The organism is Microbaculum marinum, from assembly GCF_037855135.1.
Taxonomy (GTDB): Bacteria; Pseudomonadota; Alphaproteobacteria; order Rhizobiales; family Tepidamorphaceae; genus Microbaculum; species Microbaculum marinum.
This window is the reverse complement of the sequence record NZ_JAZHOF010000001.1, coordinates 245,993-263,155: the sequence shown is the minus strand read 5'-3', so window position 1 is coordinate 263,155 and position 17,163 is coordinate 245,993. Positions and strand designations below refer to the sequence as shown.

Here is a 17,163-nt window from a genome sequence, read left to right as displayed (position 1 = left end):
GCCGGCGTCCCGTCAGGCGGCGCCGTAGCCGCCGCCGCCCGGCGTGATCATCACCACCTCGTCGTCCGGCTGCATCTCGACCTTGCGGGCCTCTGAGAATGCCTTGCCGTTGATCTCGAAGCGGCCGGCCCGGCCGCCGCCGCCGCCGAGCAGCCCCTCCGGGCCTTCCTTCAGGCGGCTCGGGATGGCGTTCAGCAGCCAGGGCGAGCCGGTGCGCATGCGGTAGCCGATGCGCTGGCCGTCGCCGCCGCGCCGCCTGCCGGCGCCGCCCGAGCCCAGTTCGAGTTCCTTGCAGGTGAAGGCGATCGGAAAGGACGCTTCCAGCACCTCGGTCGGCACCGCCGCGACCCCGGTCGGGTAGCAGATCGCCGACAGGCCGTCCTTGGTCGCCCGCGCCCCCATGCCGCCGGAATAGTTGAACATCGACGAGGTGAACGGCTGCCCGGCCCGGTCGCGGCCCTGGATCTGTATGGTCCAGACCGCGCCGGAGCCCTCGGCCACCACCTGGTCCGGCGCGACGTGGGCGAGCGCCTTGAGGATCGGGAACGGCACGTACATGCCCACCACGTGGCGGGCGTTGACCGGCGCGGGATACTTGGCGTTGACGATGCACTCGTCGGGCGCCACGACCTTGATCGGCGCCAGGCTGCCGTAGTTGTTGGGCAGTTCCGGGTTGAGCGTCGAGCGCACCGCGAAGGTCGCGTAGGCGTGGGTGTAGGCGGGCACCACGTTGATTCCGATCGGGCTTGGTCCCGACGAGCCCTCGAAGTCGATGGTGATGTCGCCGGCCTCCGGATCGATCGTCACCGCGGTGTGCAGCGTGATGATCTCGCCGCTCGGCACGTCGAAGCGGCTTTCCCCGTGCCAGGTGCCGCCCGGCAGCTTCGAGATCGCCTCGCGGGTCGCGGCTTCGGACCGGCCGATGATCTCGTCGGCCAGTTCCTCGATGTCGGCGAGCCCGTAGCGCGCGCACATCATCTCGAGACGCTCGGCGGCGATGTTGCCGCTGGCGACCTGCGCGCCGAGATCGCCGAACAGCGCGTCCGGCGTCCTGACGTTGCGGCGCAGCATGGCGTGCAGCGTCTCGTTCGGTTTGCCGGCTTCGTAGAGCTTGAGCACCGGGATCCACAGGCCCTCCTCGTGGATGTCGCGGGCCCCGGAGCCGACGCCGTAGCCGCCGATGTCGGTGTGGTGGATCGTCGAGCCGCAGTAGCCGATGATCTCCGAGCCCCGGAAGATCGGCGTCAGCACCGTGATGTCGAAGAAGTGCCCCGCCGACATCCACGGATCGTTGGTGATCAGCACGTCGCCGGGCTTCAGGGTCTCCGGCGGGATCACCTCCAGCAGGTTGCGCGCCGCCGCCCCCAGCGAGTTGATGTGGCCGGGCGTGCCGGTCACCGCCTGCGCCACCATCCGCGCCCGCTTGTCGAAGATCGCGTTGGCGAGATCGCCCGCCTCGCGCACCACCGGCGAGAACGCCACGCGCTGCAGCGCGCGGGCCTGCTCGGACACGATCGAAATGACGTTCGACCACAGGATCTCGAGTTCGATGCCGTCCATTATTCCACTACCTCGTACTTGAACCGATACGCCCAAGCCCCCTCACCCGGGCCTTTGGCCCGACCTCTCCCCGCCGGGGAGAGGTTGCGGCAGGCTCGGAGGTCCACCTCTCCCATGGGGAGAGGTCGGCGCGGAGCGCCGGGTGAGGGGGTTCAGGCGATAGTGACCTTGGCAAACCCATCTCAGGCTTCCTTCTTGCGGGCGATCAGGCTGCCGTTGTCGTGCAGGCTGACGCTCCAGCCGGGCAGCACGAACACCGTGGTCTCGCGTTCCTCGACGATCACCGGGCCGTCGATCGTCTGGCCGGCCGCAAGCGCGCCGCGGTCGTAGACGGGCACCAGGCTCGGCGTCTCGCCGAGATGCACCGGGCGCGTGCGCTTCGGCCGCGCCGGCTCGGCGGCGAAGGCGACCTTCGCCTCGCGCGTCGGCGCCCGGCCCTGCGCCACCACGCGCCAGCTCACCACCTCGACCGGCATGTCGGCGAGCCTCAGCGCGTAGACCTTCTCGTAGGCCGCCTCGAAGGTCTCCCGCAGCGTCTGCGGATCGCCGATCCGGCGCGGGTCGTCGTCGAAGGCGACGGTGATCTCCGACTGCTGGCCGACATAGCGCATGTCGGCGGCGAAGCCGAACTGCGCCGCGCCGGCCTCGAAGCCGGCCTCGACCAGCGCCGAGCGGCCCTCCGCCAGCATCGTGTCGAGGGTGCCGCCGAGCCCGGCCCAGTCGATGTCCTCGAGCCGCACCAGCTCGCTGCGCACCAGGTCGATCTTGGTCGGCGTGACCAGCGTGCCGAACGCCGACAGCACGCTGGCCAGCGGCGGATAGATCACCATGCCGGCGTCGACCAGTTCGGCGACCTTGCAGGCATGCACCGGGCCGGCGCCGCCGAAGGCCAGCATCGGCAGGCCGCGGTAGTCGACGCCGCGGTCGGTCGCGTGCGCCCGCGCCGCCGCCGCCATCTGCTCGCAGACCACCTCGAAGACGCCGAGCGCCGCCTTCTCCGCCGATACGCCGAGCTTACCGCCGAGCTCCGCCAGCGCCGCCCGGGCGCCGGCCGCGTCGAGCTTCATGTCGCCGCCGAGGAAGTTGTCGGGATCGAGGATGCCGAGCACCACGTCGGCGTCGGTGATGCAGGGCTCGGTGCCGCCGCGCCCGTAGCACACCGGGCCGGGGTCGGAGCCGGCGCTGTCGGGCCCCGTCTTCAGCAGGCCGAGCGCGTCGACCCGGGCGATCGAGCCGCCGCCGGCGCCGATCTCGATCATGTCGATCGACGGCACCGTGATCGGCATGCCGCTGCCCGGCTTGAACCTGTAGCGGCGATCCACCTCGAACTCGCCGCTGACCAGCGGCTCGTAGTCGAGGATCAGGCAGGCCTTGGCGGTCGTCCCGCCCATGTCGAAGGAGATCAGGTCGGGGATGTCGAAGCGGCGGGCAAGGAAGCTCGCCACCAGCGCGCCGGCCGCCGGGCCGGACTCGATCATCCGCACCGGATTGCGCCCCGCCGTCGGGGCGCCGACGACGCCGCCGCTCGACAGCATGATCAGCGGCAGCTGCGAGAAGCCGCGCGCCGCCAGCTCCTTCGTCAGCGCGTTCAGGTAGGGCCGGGTGATCGGCACCGTGAAGGCGTTGATCGCGGTGGTCGAGGCGCGCAGGTACTCGCGCATCTGCGGCGCGATGTCGCTCGACAGCGAGACGAACAGTTCCGGCATCTCCTCGGCCAGGACGCGGCCGACGACCGCCTCGTTGGCCGGGTTCTTGTAGGAATTGAGCAGGCACACGGCGACCGACTCCACCCCCTTCGCCTTCAGCTCGGCGGCGACCGCGCGCACCTCGGCCTCGTCGACGGCCCGGCCCACCTCGCCGTCGGCGAAGACGCGCTCTGAAACGGGGAAAGTCAGGTCGCGGGTGATCAGCGGCTCGGGGAACTCGATCTGCGGATCGTACATGTCGTAGCGGTGCTCGTTGCGGATGTAGAGCACGTCGCGGAAGCCCTCGGTGACGATCAGCGCGGTCGGCGGCCCCTTCCGCTCGATCAGCGCATTGGTGACGATCGTCGTGGCATGGACGATGACGTCGTCGACGTCGGCGGGCGTGATGCCGGCCCGGCCAAGCACCAGGTCGACGCCGCGGAAGAAGCCCTCCAGCAGGTCGTGATGGGTGGTCAATGTCTTGTCGACGAAACTGGTCCCGTCCCCAGAGACCAGGACGACGTCGGTGAAGGTTCCGCCGATGTCGACCGCCAGCGCGTAACGCGTCATACAGGATACTCCGTGCAACCCAGATTTTCGGAAATGCGGCGCGCCGCCTGCAGCACGGAGGCGCGAAGATGTTCGGGCGGTTCGGCCGGCACGTGCTGCAGCGAGCCGGCAACGGTGATGGTGGCGATGAGCTCGCGGCTGGCGTCGAAGATCGGCGCCGCCAGGGCGTTGACGCCGACCAGCACCTGCTCGGGCGCCGTCGCCCAGCCGCGCTCGCGCGCCTTGGCGACCTCGGCCTCCAGCACGCCGAGATCGGTATTGGTGTGCGGCGTCCACTTCGACAGCTGCCTGCCGCGAACCGTCTTCCACAGGCCCGGCGCCCCGAAGGCGAGCGCCACCCGGCCCTGCGCCGAGGAATGGAACTCGAGCAACGCGCCCGGCCGCGTCACGATCTGCACCGGCGACTGCGCGCGCACGATGTCGAGCACCCGCACGCCGCCGCTCTCGATCACCGACAGCGTCGCGGTCTGCCCGGTCTCCTTGCGAAGCTGCACCATCGCGGCGCGCGCCTCGGTCAGCAGCCGGGTCGAATCGGCCACCGCCTGGCCGAGATGGAACAGCCTCAGCGTCAGCCGGTACTTCTCGGTCGAATCGTCCTGCGAGACGTAGCCCAGCGTCTTCAGCGTGCGCAGGTAGCGGAACGTCCTGGTCTTCGGGATGCCGAGCGCCTTGGCGAGCTCGGTGACGCCGACCGGCTCGCCGATCGCCGCCATCTCCTCGATGACGTCGAAGGCGTGCTTCAGGGACTGGATGCCGGCCGGCTGCCTGTCGTCGCTCATCGTGCGGCCCTCACTCCGCCACCAGGCTCGGCAGGAACAGCGTCACCTCCGGCACGAAGGCGACCAGCACCAGCACGGCGACGCAGATCGCGATCATCGGCAGCGCCGCCCGGCTAACCCCCTCGATCGGCACCCGGCCGATGGCGCTGACGATGAACAGGCACAGGCCGACCGGCGGCGTGATCATGCCGATCATCAGGTTGAGCACCACCATCACCCCGAACTGCACCGGATCGAGCCCGATCGTGCGGATCACCTCGCTGAGGATCGGCATCACCAGGATCAGCGCCGCCAGCGGCTCCAGGAACAGGCCGAGCATCAGCAGCAGCGCATTGATCAGCAGCAGCAGCAGGGCCGGCTCGGTGGTCATCGACATCATCGCCACGGCGATGTGCTTCGGCACGTTCTCGAAGCCGAGCACGAAGGCCGTCATCGAGGCCATGGCGACGATCAGCATGATGCCGGCCGACAGCGTCGCGGTCTCGTAGAGCGCCGTCCAGAACGAGCCGAAGCCCATCGTCCGGTAGAGGAACACCGACAGCAGCAGTGCGTAGAGCGCGGCGATCGCCGCCGCCTCGGTCGGCGTGAAGACGCCGGAGCGGATGCCGCCGACGATGATGACGGGCAGCAGCAGCGCCGGCGCGCCGCGGATGAACGAGCGGCGCCGCGCCGCGCGGTCCAGCACCGGCGACACCGGATGGCCCTCACGCTGCGCCTTGATCAGCACGTAGACGATCAGCGCCAGGCACAGGACGATCGCCGGTCCGATGCCGGCGATGAACAGGTCGCCGATCGAGGTGCCGGTGAGCACGCCGTAGAGGATCAGCGCCAGCGACGGCGGCACCAGCGGGCCGAGGATCGAGGAGGTGGCGACCAGCGCGGCGGCGTAGCGCGCGTCGTAGCCGTCGCGCTTCATCGCCGGTATCAGCACGCTGCCCAGCGCCGAGGCCTCCGCCGTCGCCGCGCCGCTGACGCCGGAGAACATCATGCTGGCGACCACCGTGACCGCGGCAAGCCCGCCGCGCACCCGCCCCACCAGCGTCTGGGCGAGCTTGACGATCTCCTCGGTGATGCCGCCGGCGTTCATGAAGTTGCCGGCCAGCAGGAAGAACGGGATCGTCAGCAGAACGAACTGGTCGACGCCTGCGATCATCCGCTGCGGGAAGGCGATCAGCAGGTGCGTGTTGCCGGTCAGGAAAAGGTAGGTGAGCGAGGCGAGCCCGAGCGCCAGCGCGACCGGGACGCCGATCAGCAGGAACGCCGCGAAGCCGGACAGGTAGAAGATCACGCCATGTCCTCCGGTCCGCCGGGAAACGCCGGCGCCGTGCCGCTGGCGAGCGAGGCCGCGCAGCCGGCCAGATGCACGGCGATGTGGAGGCCGAGCAGGGCGGCGCCGACCGGGATCGCCACGTAGACCCAGAACAGCGACATGTTCGCCGATCCCTCGCCGCCCAGCACGTCGATCCAGATGAAGTCGGCCGCCGGCATCGTCTGGCCGCCAGAGAACACCGCGTAGCGCCAGCCGTAGACGATCAGGAAGCCGAGCAGCACCAGCACGGCGGCATCCGCCACGAGCGCCAGCGCCGCCGCCGCGCGCGCCGGCACGGCCTCGACCAGGATGCGCATCGCGGCGATCTCGCCGCGTTGCCAGGCGACGCCGCAGGCCAGGAACGACACCCAGATCAGCAGGTAGCGGCAGACCTCCTCCGCCCAGATCAGCGAATCGTTGAGGCCGTAGCGGAAGAACACCTGGATGCACATCACCGCGAACAGGATCGCCATCATGGCGCCGAGCACGGCGACCATCAGCATCCGGTAGGCGCGGGCGAGTGCAGTCATTGCCTCCGGCATCGTCTCCAGTCGTCCCTGTTCCGCGCGGCCCCGCCGCACCTTCCAATATCCGGCACCCAGTCGGGCACCGCCATCGGTGCCCGACTGGGTGCCGCCCGACTGGGCCCCGGATCACGTCCGGGGCGTCGGCCTTTCGTGTGGCGTGACCTGCGCCACGAACTCTTGCCCATGTCCCGGACCTGATCCGGGACCCAGCCTGCCAGACTCGTCAGTGGCGACCGGTGCAGTCACCGTAAGCCAGCCCGCTCCATCCGGTCCGAACCGGCCGATGTCCGCACGCCATTTGTCGATCGGCGACCAGCTCTTCGACGTAGCCGTATCCGTCCCCTCTCCCCCTGCGGGAGAGGGTCGGGGAGAGGGGTAACGCCTGGCGGGGCTCGATGCCCCGCAGGCGTCCGCTAGTGGGATACCTCACACGGGCTCGAAATTGTCCTTCTGGTACGTCACCAGATGAAGGTAGTCCTGCCGGAGCGGCGAGAAGACGTCGAGGTTGAGGACGGTCTCCTCGCCCAACACCTCGCCGCAATGGGTGACGTTCGGCGGGATCCGGACGATCCCGCCCTGCTCCACGTCGACGGTGTCGTCGCCGATATAGAAGCGCATCCGGCCCTGTACCACCATCACCAGCTGCTCCTCGGGATGGCTGTGCGGGCGCACCTCCATCCCAGGCTCCAGCCAGTTCATCACCATCATCGCCTGGTTGCCCCGGAAGCCGGCCCGGGAGACCCCGGGACGCACGTCCTCCCGGGGCAGGTCTTCCCAGCGATAGGCCTGCGGGCCGCCGGCGTTCCGGCCACCCATCGTCACGACCCCTTGCGGACGGCGTCGATGAACTCGACGATGACCGGGTCCTTGCCGGACCATTCCTCGACGACCGGCGCCGTCTTGTCCTGCATCGCCTTCAGGTCGTCGAGCTGGTTGATCGTGACGCCCTTCTCCTTCAGCGCCTCGGCGACGCGCGCCTCGTCGGTCTTCACGAACTCGTACTGCCTGGCGATGGTCTCGCGGCCGGCCTCGATCATCGCCGCCTGGATGTCTTCCGGCAGCGCATCGAACTTGGCCTTGTTGATCACCAGCACGCCCGGCCAGAAGTAGTGTCCGGTGAGCGTCACCTCCTTGGCGTTCTGGAACAGGTTCTCCGATTCCACCGACGACAGGTTGATCTCGACGGCGTCGATGACGCCCGTTTCCAGGCCCGAGTAGACCTCGCCGTAGGGCATGCCGACGGGATTGGTGCCGACCGCTTCCCAGGTCGCCTTGTGCAGCGGGATCGGCACTATGCGCGTCTTCAGGCCCTCGAAGTCGGCGAGCGACTTGACCGGCTTCTCGCGGCTGAGGAAGTGGCGCTGGCCGGCCTCGTAGAACGACAGGCCCTTCATGCCCTTCTCCGACAGGCTGTCGAGCAGCTTCTGCCCGACCGGACCGGCGAGCACCGCGGCCATGTCGTCGTAGGACGTGACCACGAAGGGCAGCTGCAGGGCATCGAAGCCGGCCGCCCCGGCCGCCAGCGGGAAGGTCGGCGCGGAAACCAGCGCGCCGTCGATGGTGCCGAGCTGCACGCCCTCGAGCAGCTGCTTGTCGTCGCCCAGCGCCCTGTCGCCGACCACCTCGACCGCGACCTTGCCGCCGGTCTTCTCGGCAACGGCCTCGGCGAACATCTCGACGCCGGTATTGAAGGCATGCCGGCTGGACGCCGCGTGCCCGATCTTGAATTCGTACTCCGCCGCCGCCGCGGCGGAACTCATCGCGGCCAGCGCGAGGGTGCCGGCAACCAGTCCCTGGAACAGCTTCATCGCTTCCTCCGTTGTTTCCTATTATGAAACAGTGTTTCTGATTAAGATATACCGGCGCACCTTCGGACCGTCAATAATGCGCTGCAGCAGAGCTGCGCGGCCCCGGTTGCGCGTCAGAAAAGCGGCGCCTTCGGCCGGCCGTTGCGCTGGATCCCGGGTCAAGCCCGGGACGTATTCAGTATTTCCTGCAAGTGCTTCACCACACCACAGCCTACGTCCCGGCCCCCGAGCCGGGACCCAGGGGCCACACGGCACGTAGTGTGTTTCCGCTCATCCCCGCGGAAGCGGGGATCCAGCGCAAGGACCCGGCGCAGCCGCCGGGGCGGCGTGGAAGCCGCCGCCATCGCTCAGTTCGACAGCGCGTCCGAAATGAAGTCCGACAGCGTCTGCGCCGCCTTCGACAGGCGGCCAGGCGCCCGGTGGATAGCGATCTCGGAGCGGGGAAGCTCCGGCAGGCCCTCGCGCCGACCGATCAGGCGCAGACCCGGACGCGCCGAACCCTCCTTGACCACGGTCAGTGCGATGCCGGCCTCGGCGGCCGCCTCGACCGTGGCGATGCTGGTCGAGGTGAACATGATCCGCCACGGCCGGCCGGCCCTGTCGAGCGCCTGCAGCGCCCATTCGCGGAACATGTTGCCGGGCGGCAGCAGGGCGAGCGGCAGCACCTCGCCCCCCGGCAGCTCGCGATCGGCGGCGAAGGCCCAGCGTGTCGGCTCGCTGCGCAGCACCTCGCCCTTGCGCGCACCCTCGGCCTGGGTCGACAGGACCAGTTCGAAGCGCTCGCCGAGGTGATGGATCAGTTCGTAGGAGAAGCCGGTCGTCACGTCGACGGCGATGTCGGGATATTGCTCGATGAAGGTGGCAAGCACGTTCGGCAGCACGTTGGTCGCGTAGTCGCCCATCACCGCGAGGCTGACGCTGCCCGACACCTGCCGGTCCTGCACCACGTCGAGCGCCTCGTCGTGCAGCGCCACCAGCCGGCGCGCATAGCCGAGCAGCGTCTCGCCGGCAGGCGTCAGCTGCATCTTCCGCCCGGCCCGCCTGAACAGGGCCGACCCGACGGCCTCCTCGAGCCGCCGCATCTGCATGCTGACCGCCGACTGCGAGCGGCCGAGCGCCTGCCCCGCCCGGATGAATCCGTCCTGGTCCACCACCGCGATGAAGGTCCGCAGCAGGTCGGTGTCGATGTTGCGCCGCATCCAATCATGATGCGTGATCGGTTAACTCAAAACAATTCATTATTGTGATCTTTTGCCGAGTGCTATCGGGATGCTTCCCCGATCCGCTGCCGTCCCTCGAAGGGAGGCCGGCAGACGCGCACGCCGTGAGGAGAGTCATGGAACAGCCGAAACCCGAACCCCGGAAATGGGCGCGCCCGCTGCGCTCGCGGACCGTCACCCACGGCCGCAACATGGCAGCCGCGCGCAGCCTGTGGCGGGCGACGGGGGTGCGCGACGGCGACTTCGGCAAGCCCATCGTCGCCGTCGTCAATTCGTTCAGCGAGTTCGTCCCCGGCCACGTCTCGCTGCGCGACGTCGGCCGTATCGTCGCCGCCGAGATCGAGGCCGCCGGCGGGATCGCCAAGGAGTTCAACACCATCGCCATCGACGACGGCATCGCCATGGGTCACGGCGGCATGCTCTACAGCCTGCCCTCGCGCGAGCTGATCGCCGACAGCATGGAGTACGTCGTCAACGCCCATTGCGCCGACGCCATGGTCTGCATCTCCAATTGCGACAAGATCACCCCGGGCATGATGGTCGGGGCGATGCGGCTGAACGTGCCGACGGTGTTCGTCTCGGGCGGCCCGATGGAGGCGGGCAAGGTCGTGATCGGCGGCGAGGAGAAGCGCATCGGCCTTGCCGACATCATGGCCGGCACCGCCGACGCCGCGCTTTCGGATGCCGACCTCGACGCCTACGAGCAGCAGGCCTGCCCGACCTGCGGCTCCTGCTCGGGCATGTTCAGCGCCAACTCGATGAACTGCCTCGCCGAGGCGCTCGGGCTGGCGCTGCCAGGCAACGGCACGCTGCTTGCCACCCACGAGCTCCGGCGCGGCCTGTTCGAGGCGGCCGGCCGCACGATCGTCGACCTGGCGCTGCGCCACTATCGCGACGGCGAGGACGCCACCTGCCCGCGCGAGATCGCCTCGCTGCGCGCGTTCGAGAACGCCATGGCCCTCGACATCGCCATGGGCGGCTCGACGAACACGGTGCTGCACGCCCTGGCGATCGCCATCGAGGGCGGCATCGGCTTCACGCTGGACGACGTCGACCGGCTGTCGCGCAAGGTGCCGACCCTGTGCAAGGTCGCCCCGTCGACCGACCGCTACCACATCGAGGACGTCCACCGCGCCGGCGGCATCATGGCGATCCTCGGCGAACTCGACCGGCTCGGCCTCGTCCGCCGCGACCAGGCAACCGTCACCGGCCGCACGATCGGCGAGACGATCGAAGCCTGGGACGTCCGCGGCGGCGCGTCCGGGGAGGTCCGCCGCTTCTACCGGGCCGCGCCCGGCGGCCGGCGCACGAAGCAGCCGTTCAGCCAGGCGCGGTTCGCCGAAGATCTCGACCTCGACCGCAAGGACGGCTGCATCCGCTCGGGCGAGCACGCCTACCGCGCCGACGGCGGCCTCGCCGTGCTGCGCGGCAATCTCGCCCCCGACGGCGCGGTGGTGAAGACCGCAGCCGTGCCCGAGGGCCTCGAGACCTTCTTCGGCCCCGCCCGCATCTTCGAATCCCAGGAGGACGCATCGAGCGCGATCCTCTCCGGCAACGTCGCGCCCGGCGACGTCGTCGTCGTGCGCTACGAAGGCCCCAGGGGCGGGCCCGGCATGCAGGAGATGCTCTACCCGACCTCCTACCTGCGGGCGCGGAAACTCGACCGCTGCTGCGCCCTGGTCACCGACGGCCGCTTCTCCGGCGCCTCGGCCGGCCTGTCGGTCGGACACATCTCGCCGGAGGCGGCGGAGGGCGGCCTGATCGCGCTGGTCGAGGACGGCGATACGATCTCCATCGACATCCCGGCACGGACGATCACGCTGGCCGTGCCTGACACTGTCCTGGCGCAGCGACGGCATGCTCACGGCACACCGACGGCACGGTCCTGGCAGCCCGAATCGCGCCGGCGTCATGTCAGCGACGCCCTGAGGATCTACGCCGCGACCACCAGCAGCGCGTCTCTCGGCGCGGCCCGCCGATTGCGCACCGGCGAGCCGATCGGCTGATTGCGTGGCCGCGGCCGCGCCTTCTCCGTTGCGTTCGCCCGACCGGGGATTATAAGCTGCGGCAATCCGGAACCGAATTCGCTTCCGGAATAAGGGCAAGGCGGCTCTCGGACCCCCGGTTGGGGGCGGAGCCGTTTTTTTTTGGAGAGGCGATTCATGGCGGTCGACGGTGTGCAGCCTGCGAAGACGGGGAGTGCCGACGGATGGCCGGTCGGCGTCCTGTTCTCGCAAAGCGGCGTCACCGCCGCGATAGAGCGCACGCAGCTCAATGCCACGATCCTTGCCATCGAGGAGATCAACGCCGCCGGCGGAATCCTCGGAAAGCCCCTGTCGCCGGTCGTCTACGACCCGCAGTCCAACCCCAAGCGGTTCCGCGCCCTCGCCGAGAAACTGTTGATCTCGGACGGCGTCCGCATCGTCTTCGGCTGCTACATGTCGAGCACCCGCAAGGCCGTGCTCCCGGTGGTCGAGGCCCGCGACGGGCTGCTGTTCTACCCGACGCTCTACGAGGGGTTCGAGTATTCAAAGAACTGCATCTACACCGGCGCGGCGCCGAACCAGAATTCGGTCCCGCTGGCCCGGCACCTGCTGGATACCTACGGAAACCGGTTCCTTTTCGTCGGCTCCAACTACATCTACCCCTACGAGTCGAACCGCATCATGAGCGACCTGATCGTCCAGTCGCGCGGCAAGGTGCTGGACGAGATCTACGTTCCGCTGTCGGCGCAGACCGAGCACTTCGACCGCGTCATCCGCGAGATCGAGAAACACAAGCCGGACGTGATTTTCTCAACCGTCGTCGGATCGGCCACCGCGATGTTCTATGAGGCCTACCGACGGGCGGGCTTCGATCCGGCGAGAATGCCGATCGCCAGCCTGACCACGAGCGAGGCGGAGATCGCCGAAATGTCGGCGGAAACGGCGGAGGGACACATCACGGCCGCTCCCTATTTCGAGGTCCTCGACACGCCGGCAAGCCGCGGCTTCGTCGCCGCCTTCAAGTCCCGCTTCGGAGCGGAATCACCGGTCACGGCCTGCGCGGAAGCCGCTTATTTCCAGGTCCATCTGGCGGCGAACGCGCTGGCCGCGGCAGGCACCGATCGCCCCGCCGCCTTGCTCGAACCGCTGCGCGGCAGCGAGTTCCAGGCGCCGCAGGGCACTGTCAAAATCGACCCCGACAACAATCACACCTGGCTCTGGCCGCGGGTCGCCCGCGTCGGCCCGGACCGACGCTTCGAGATCATCTGGAATCCCGGTGTGCGCGCCAAGCCCGACCCGTATTTCCTGACCCCGAGCCTCGACGAATGGTGGCTCGCCGAGGCGGTCACCGCGACCCGTTGAGGAAAGCACCCTGATGGCCATGCAGATCCTGCGCGACCTCAAGGGATTGAACGTCCTCGTCGTCCACCCCGCCGACGCGGAGGGACGCAGCCTGACGGAACATCTGCGCCGCATCGGCTGCCGTGTCGAGGCGCAATGGCCGGTGCCGGACCGGATCCCGTCGCATTGCGACATCGTCATGCTGGTCGTCGAGCAGGAGAGCCGCGACCTCGTCCTGCGCTTTGCACGCAGCTACGACGGGGTGCCGCCCACCCTGATCGCCATGGTGGACTACGAGAACCCGAGCACCCTGCAGATGGTCCTCGAGATCGGCGCGCTGGCTGTCGTCGAACGCCCCGTCCGCCCCTTCGGCCTCCTCACCAATCTGACGATTGCCCGCAGCCTCTGGCTGGAGAGAGCGGAACACGGGAAGCGCCTGGCCAAGGTGGAACGCAAGCTGGCCGGCGTCCAGAAGATCCAGAAGGCGAAATCGATCCTCATGGAACGGCAGGGCCTCAGCGAGGAGGAGGCCTACCAGACGATCCGCAAGCAGGCGATGTCCAAGCGTGTGCCCATGGACGAGATGGCGCTGGCGATCATCAATGCCCACGATCTCCTGAACCCCCAAAACCTCTTGAACTTCGGTCCGAAGCGTGGTTAGAATTTAGTCGTGGCTAGCAGTTAGGCAACGATTTGCCGGCAGCCACGTCCGCCGCTCCACCAGTGGTGTTGGGTCGGCAAGGCGAAGCAGCCCGACAGGTTCATGCGAACCTGGCGGGTTTTTTTGTGCCTCGTCCACCGCGCCGACAGGGGAGTCGGCGCGATCCAAGCAAACCAGATGAACACCGCAGCGGGCCGCTGCGGTGCACGGAGGAAACTTCGGGAACGGCTGGTTCCGACGGCTGCGCGCTGTCGGTCCGAGGGGATTTCATGCGCCGGTCGAAACAGCGGCGAGCGGCGCCACTCAGAACGGGAGGTTCTAGAACCATGGCTATCAACCGTCGCGACTTTCTCAAGTCGACCGCAGCCGGCGCCGCAGGCGCGCTGGTGACACCCTACTTCTTTCACCGCACCGCACTGGCCGCCGACACCGTCGACGTCGGCGTGCTGTTCTCTCAGACCGGCGGCCTGTCGATCATCGAGAAGTCCCTGTCCGACGCCACGCTCATGGCGATCCAGGAGATCAACGACTCCGGCGGGGTGCTCGGCAAGCAGATCAATCCCATCGTCGAGGACGGCGCCTCCGACCCGAAGACTTACAACGAGAAGGCTTCGAAGCTCGTCATCAGCGACAAGGTGCCGACGGTGTTCGGGTCCTACACCTCGGCCAGCCGCAAGGCGGTCCTTCCCGTCTTCGAGAAGCGCAGGAACCTGTACTTCTACCCCACCTACTACGAAGGGTTCGAGTGCTCGAAGAACGTCGTCTACACCGGCGCCGTTCCCAACCAGCAGCTTTCCAACTTCATTCCCTGGATCATCGAGAACCTCGGCAAGAAGAAGTTCTTCATCGTCGGATCGAACTACATCTATCCGCGCGAGATGGCCAAGGTCTGCAAGATCCTGATCGAAGGCAACGGCGCCGAGTGGGTGGCGGACGAGTATCTGGAACTCGGCCATTCCGAATGGGGCGCCATGGTCAACAAGATCAAGTCGTCGGGTTGCGACGTCGTGCTGTCCAACGTCGTCGGCGACTCCGTCGTTGCCTTCTACCGCGAGTTCAAGAACCAGGGCCTCACGCACGACAAGCTGCCGATCTGCGCGACAGTGACCTCGGAGATCGAGATCGCCGCGATGGGGCCGGAATATGCGGTCGGGAGCTACACCTCCTTCCCCTACTTCCAGGCGATCGACACCGACCTGAACAAGGCCTTCATCGAGCGGTACCGCATGTTCGTCAACGACCCGAAGGCGGTGACGCACCATGCGCTGGAGTCCTCCTACTTCCAGGTCTACCTGTGGAAGCAGGCGCTCGAGAAGGCCGGCGAGGCGACGCCGGAGGCGATCCGCGCCGGCGTGATGGGCCAGGAATACGATGCGCCGAACGGCCACGTGAAGATCGATCCGGAGAACCTTCACACGTTTCTCACCCCGCGCATCGCCGAGTGGCTGCCGGACGGCCAGGGCAAGATCGTCGACGACTACGGCGAGCCGATCCGTCCCCTGCCCTACGTCGCCTACGGCGAGACCGAGGACACCCTGTTCTGCACCGAAAAGGGCCTCGATACCTCCAAGCTCAAAGGCTGACGGGATGTTCGCTGCGCGGGGCACGCCCCCGCGCGGCGGCTCCTGAGAACACCCGGGAATGCGATGATCGACGTCCTGTTCATAGGCCTCAGCCTCGGATCGATCCTGCTGCTCGTCGCCCTCGGCCTCGCCATCACCTACGGCGCCATGGGCGTCATCAACATGGCGCATGGCGAGATGGTGATGATCGGTGCGTATACGACCGTCATGTCGGCGATCTGGCTCGGAATCGGCCTGATTCCCTCGATCCTGCTGGCCTTCATCGTGACCGCGCTGCTCGGCTGGCTGATCGAGAGGATCGTGGTCAAGCGCCTGTACGGCCGATTGCTCGACACGCTGCTGGCGACCTGGGGCGTGGCGATCCTGATCCAGCAGGCGGTGCGGCTGGAATTCGGGCTGTCCTTCTTCGGCATCCACGTCGAAGGGCTGGGACCGGGCCTTCAGAACGTCACCGTGCCCGACTTCCTGCAGGGCGCGTTCTCGATCGGGGCCGTCGAAATCAACACCTACCGCACGTTCATCATCCTGGTGACGGCGGTCCTGACGCTGCTCACCTGGTACCTGATGTACCGCACACCGATCGGCACGCAGGTCCGCGCGATCATCCGCAATCCGTCGATGGCGGCGGCCTGCGGCATCGACGTCGACCGGGTGAACGCCCTTACCTTCGCCTACGGGTCCGGTCTCGCCGGGGTCGCCGGCGTGATGATGTCCGGCTTCAAGACCGTGTTTCCCGACATGGGCACGTCGATGGTCGTCGACGGGTTCATGGTGGTGGTGATGGGCGGCGTCGGCAGCCTGCTGGGTTCGGTGGCTTCGGCGGGCATCCTCGGCGAGATCAACGGCGTCGTCGCCTCCGTCACCAACGACATTCTCGCCAGGGCCGTCGTGTTCGGGGTCGTGATCATGGTCATCGTCCTGAAGCCCCAAGGCCTGTTCTCCTTCAAGGGCCGGTGAGACGATGATCGCCAAGCCCATCATCACCAAACGACGCCTGGACTATCTGGCCTACGCCGTCTTCATCGCCGGGATCCTGCTGGCGCCGTACTTCTTCGACGAATTCTGGCTGAACCGCTTCGCCAAGTACCTCGTCTACGGGATGCTCGGCATCGCCATCGCCCTGTCGTGGGGCTATGCCGGCATCCTCAATCTCGGTCAGGGCCTGTTCTTCGGGATCGGCGCCTACATGCTGGCGATGTCGCTGAAGCTGGCCAGCTACACCTCGCTGCAGCAGGGCTCCGACACGCCCGTTCCCGACTTCATGCTGTGGAACGCCGAGCCCGGCGCGCTGACCGACCTGTGCTGCATCAACAAGGGCTCGTTCCTGTGGATCCCGTTCCAGGCGCAATGGTTCGGCGTCGCGATGGGCATCGTGCTGCCGGTCGTGGTCGCCGCGATCGTCGGCACGATCATCTTCAGGAAGCGCGTTTCGGGCGTCTTCGTATCGATCATCACGCTGGCCCTGGTGCTGCTGGTGCGGCTGGTTGTGATAGACGCCCAGCCCGTGACCAACGGCTTCAACGGGCTCACCGACCTCGGCTGGTTCACCGTCGCCGGCTTCGAGTTCGATCCCTACATGGTCGAGACGTACTATCTCGTCGCCATCTCGCTTTCGGTGCTGCTGGTCGGGGTCCGCCTGCTCACCGAGACCCGCGCCGGCCTGATCCTGCAGGCGATCCGCGACTCCGACAGCCGGGCGCGCTATCTCGGCTTCGACGTTCCCGTCTACCAGATCTTCTTCTTCTCCGTGTCGGCGGCGATCGCCGGCTTCGCGGGCATGCTCTACGTCATCGTCGCCGAATTCGCCTCGCCGACCTTCATGGACCTCACCTTCTCGATCACCATGGTGGTCTGGGCGGCCGTCGGCGGTCGCGCCTCGCTGCTGGGGGCCTGCATCGGGGCGATCCTGATCAACACCATCGAGGCGACGGTCTCGGAGACCGAGGCCTTCGTCGAGGCCTGGAAGGCGATCATCGGCCTGATCTTCGTCCTCGTCGTGGTGTTCCTGCCGCGCGGCCTGGCCGGCTTCGCGAGCGACGTCGCCGACTGGGCGCTGGTGCGCCTCGGACTGCGCAGCCGCGAAGACGTCGAAGCGGCCGCCGACGGCGTCCAGCCGGCGGAGTGAGGGAGGCAGG

General features: G+C 67.9%; 14 protein-coding genes. 6 read left to right on the top strand and 8 right to left on the bottom strand.

The features are described 5' to 3' along the window. Window positions 1-12 precede the first annotated feature (12 nt). The 8 genes from V3328_RS01225 to V3328_RS01190 form a co-directional block, all read right to left on the bottom strand. Window positions 13-1,560 (bottom strand): hydantoinase B/oxoprolinase family protein, encoded by a 1,548-nt coding sequence (locus tag V3328_RS01225; protein WP_340327817.1) that lies wholly within the window; start codon window positions 1,558-1,560, stop codon window positions 13-15. A 182-nt stretch (window positions 1,561-1,742) separates the two neighbouring features. After that, window positions 1,743-3,815, bottom strand: coding sequence for a hydantoinase/oxoprolinase family protein (locus V3328_RS01220; RefSeq protein WP_340327816.1), 2,073 nt, complete (start codon window positions 3,813-3,815; stop codon window positions 1,743-1,745). Continuing rightward, window positions 3,812-4,594, bottom strand: a complete 783-nt coding sequence (locus V3328_RS01215; protein WP_340327815.1) for an IclR family transcriptional regulator — start codon at window positions 4,592-4,594, stop codon at window positions 3,812-3,814. Before V3328_RS01215 ends, V3328_RS01220 begins: the two co-directional genes overlap by 4 nt. A 10-nt stretch (window positions 4,595-4,604) precedes the next feature. Then, complete coding sequence (locus V3328_RS01210; RefSeq protein ID WP_340327814.1) at window positions 4,605-5,882, bottom strand: TRAP transporter large permease; 1,278 nt, start codon at window positions 5,880-5,882, stop codon at window positions 4,605-4,607. After that, complete coding sequence (locus V3328_RS01205; RefSeq protein WP_340327813.1) at window positions 5,879-6,433, bottom strand: TRAP transporter small permease; 555 nt, start codon at window positions 6,431-6,433, stop codon at window positions 5,879-5,881. Before V3328_RS01205 ends, V3328_RS01210 begins: the two co-directional genes overlap by 4 nt. Before the next feature lie 423 nt (window positions 6,434-6,856). Continuing rightward, window positions 6,857-7,246: a cupin domain-containing protein gene (locus V3328_RS01200; protein ID WP_340327812.1), complete on the bottom strand. Its 390-nt coding sequence runs from the start codon at window positions 7,244-7,246 to the stop codon at window positions 6,857-6,859. Between the two features lie 2 nt (window positions 7,247-7,248). Beyond that, window positions 7,249-8,238: a TRAP transporter substrate-binding protein gene (locus V3328_RS01195; protein WP_340327811.1), complete on the bottom strand. Its 990-nt coding sequence runs from the start codon at window positions 8,236-8,238 to the stop codon at window positions 7,249-7,251. 347 nt (window positions 8,239-8,585) lie between these two features. Continuing rightward, a complete protein-coding gene (locus V3328_RS01190; protein WP_340327810.1) occupies window positions 8,586-9,437 on the bottom strand; it encodes a LysR substrate-binding domain-containing protein in 852 nt (283 codons plus the stop codon). A gap of 137 nt (window positions 9,438-9,574) precedes the next feature. On the opposite strand from V3328_RS01190, the gene ilvD reads away from it, so the two are divergent. The 6 genes from ilvD to urtC all read left to right on the top strand — a co-directional run bounded on the left by ilvD (window position 9,575) and on the right by urtC (window position 17,153). Next, a complete protein-coding gene (ilvD, locus tag V3328_RS01185; protein ID WP_340327809.1) occupies window positions 9,575-11,464 on the top strand; it encodes a dihydroxy-acid dehydratase in 1,890 nt (629 codons plus the stop codon). Window positions 11,465-11,620: 156 nt separating this feature from the next. Continuing rightward, window positions 11,621-12,805 carry a transporter substrate-binding domain-containing protein gene (locus V3328_RS01180; RefSeq protein ID WP_340327808.1) on the top strand — a complete coding sequence of 395 codons (1,185 nt, stop codon included), beginning with the start codon at window positions 11,621-11,623 and terminating at the stop codon, window positions 12,803-12,805. Between the two features lie 13 nt (window positions 12,806-12,818). After that, window positions 12,819-13,445 (top strand): ANTAR domain-containing response regulator, encoded by a 627-nt coding sequence (locus V3328_RS01175; RefSeq protein WP_340327807.1) that lies wholly within the window; start codon window positions 12,819-12,821, stop codon window positions 13,443-13,445. 326 nt (window positions 13,446-13,771) lie between these two features. Beyond that, window positions 13,772-15,028, top strand: a complete 1,257-nt coding sequence (locus tag V3328_RS01170) for a transporter substrate-binding protein (protein WP_340327806.1) — start codon at window positions 13,772-13,774, stop codon at window positions 15,026-15,028. A gap of 63 nt (window positions 15,029-15,091) precedes the next feature. Continuing rightward, a complete protein-coding gene (gene urtB, locus V3328_RS01165; RefSeq protein ID WP_340327805.1) occupies window positions 15,092-15,985 on the top strand; it encodes an urea ABC transporter permease subunit UrtB in 894 nt (297 codons plus the stop codon). A gap of 19 nt (window positions 15,986-16,004) precedes the next feature. Further along, window positions 16,005-17,153, top strand: coding sequence for an urea ABC transporter permease subunit UrtC (gene urtC, locus V3328_RS01160; protein WP_378758883.1), 1,149 nt, complete (start codon window positions 16,005-16,007; stop codon window positions 17,151-17,153). Window positions 17,154-17,163: the final 10 nt, after the last annotated feature.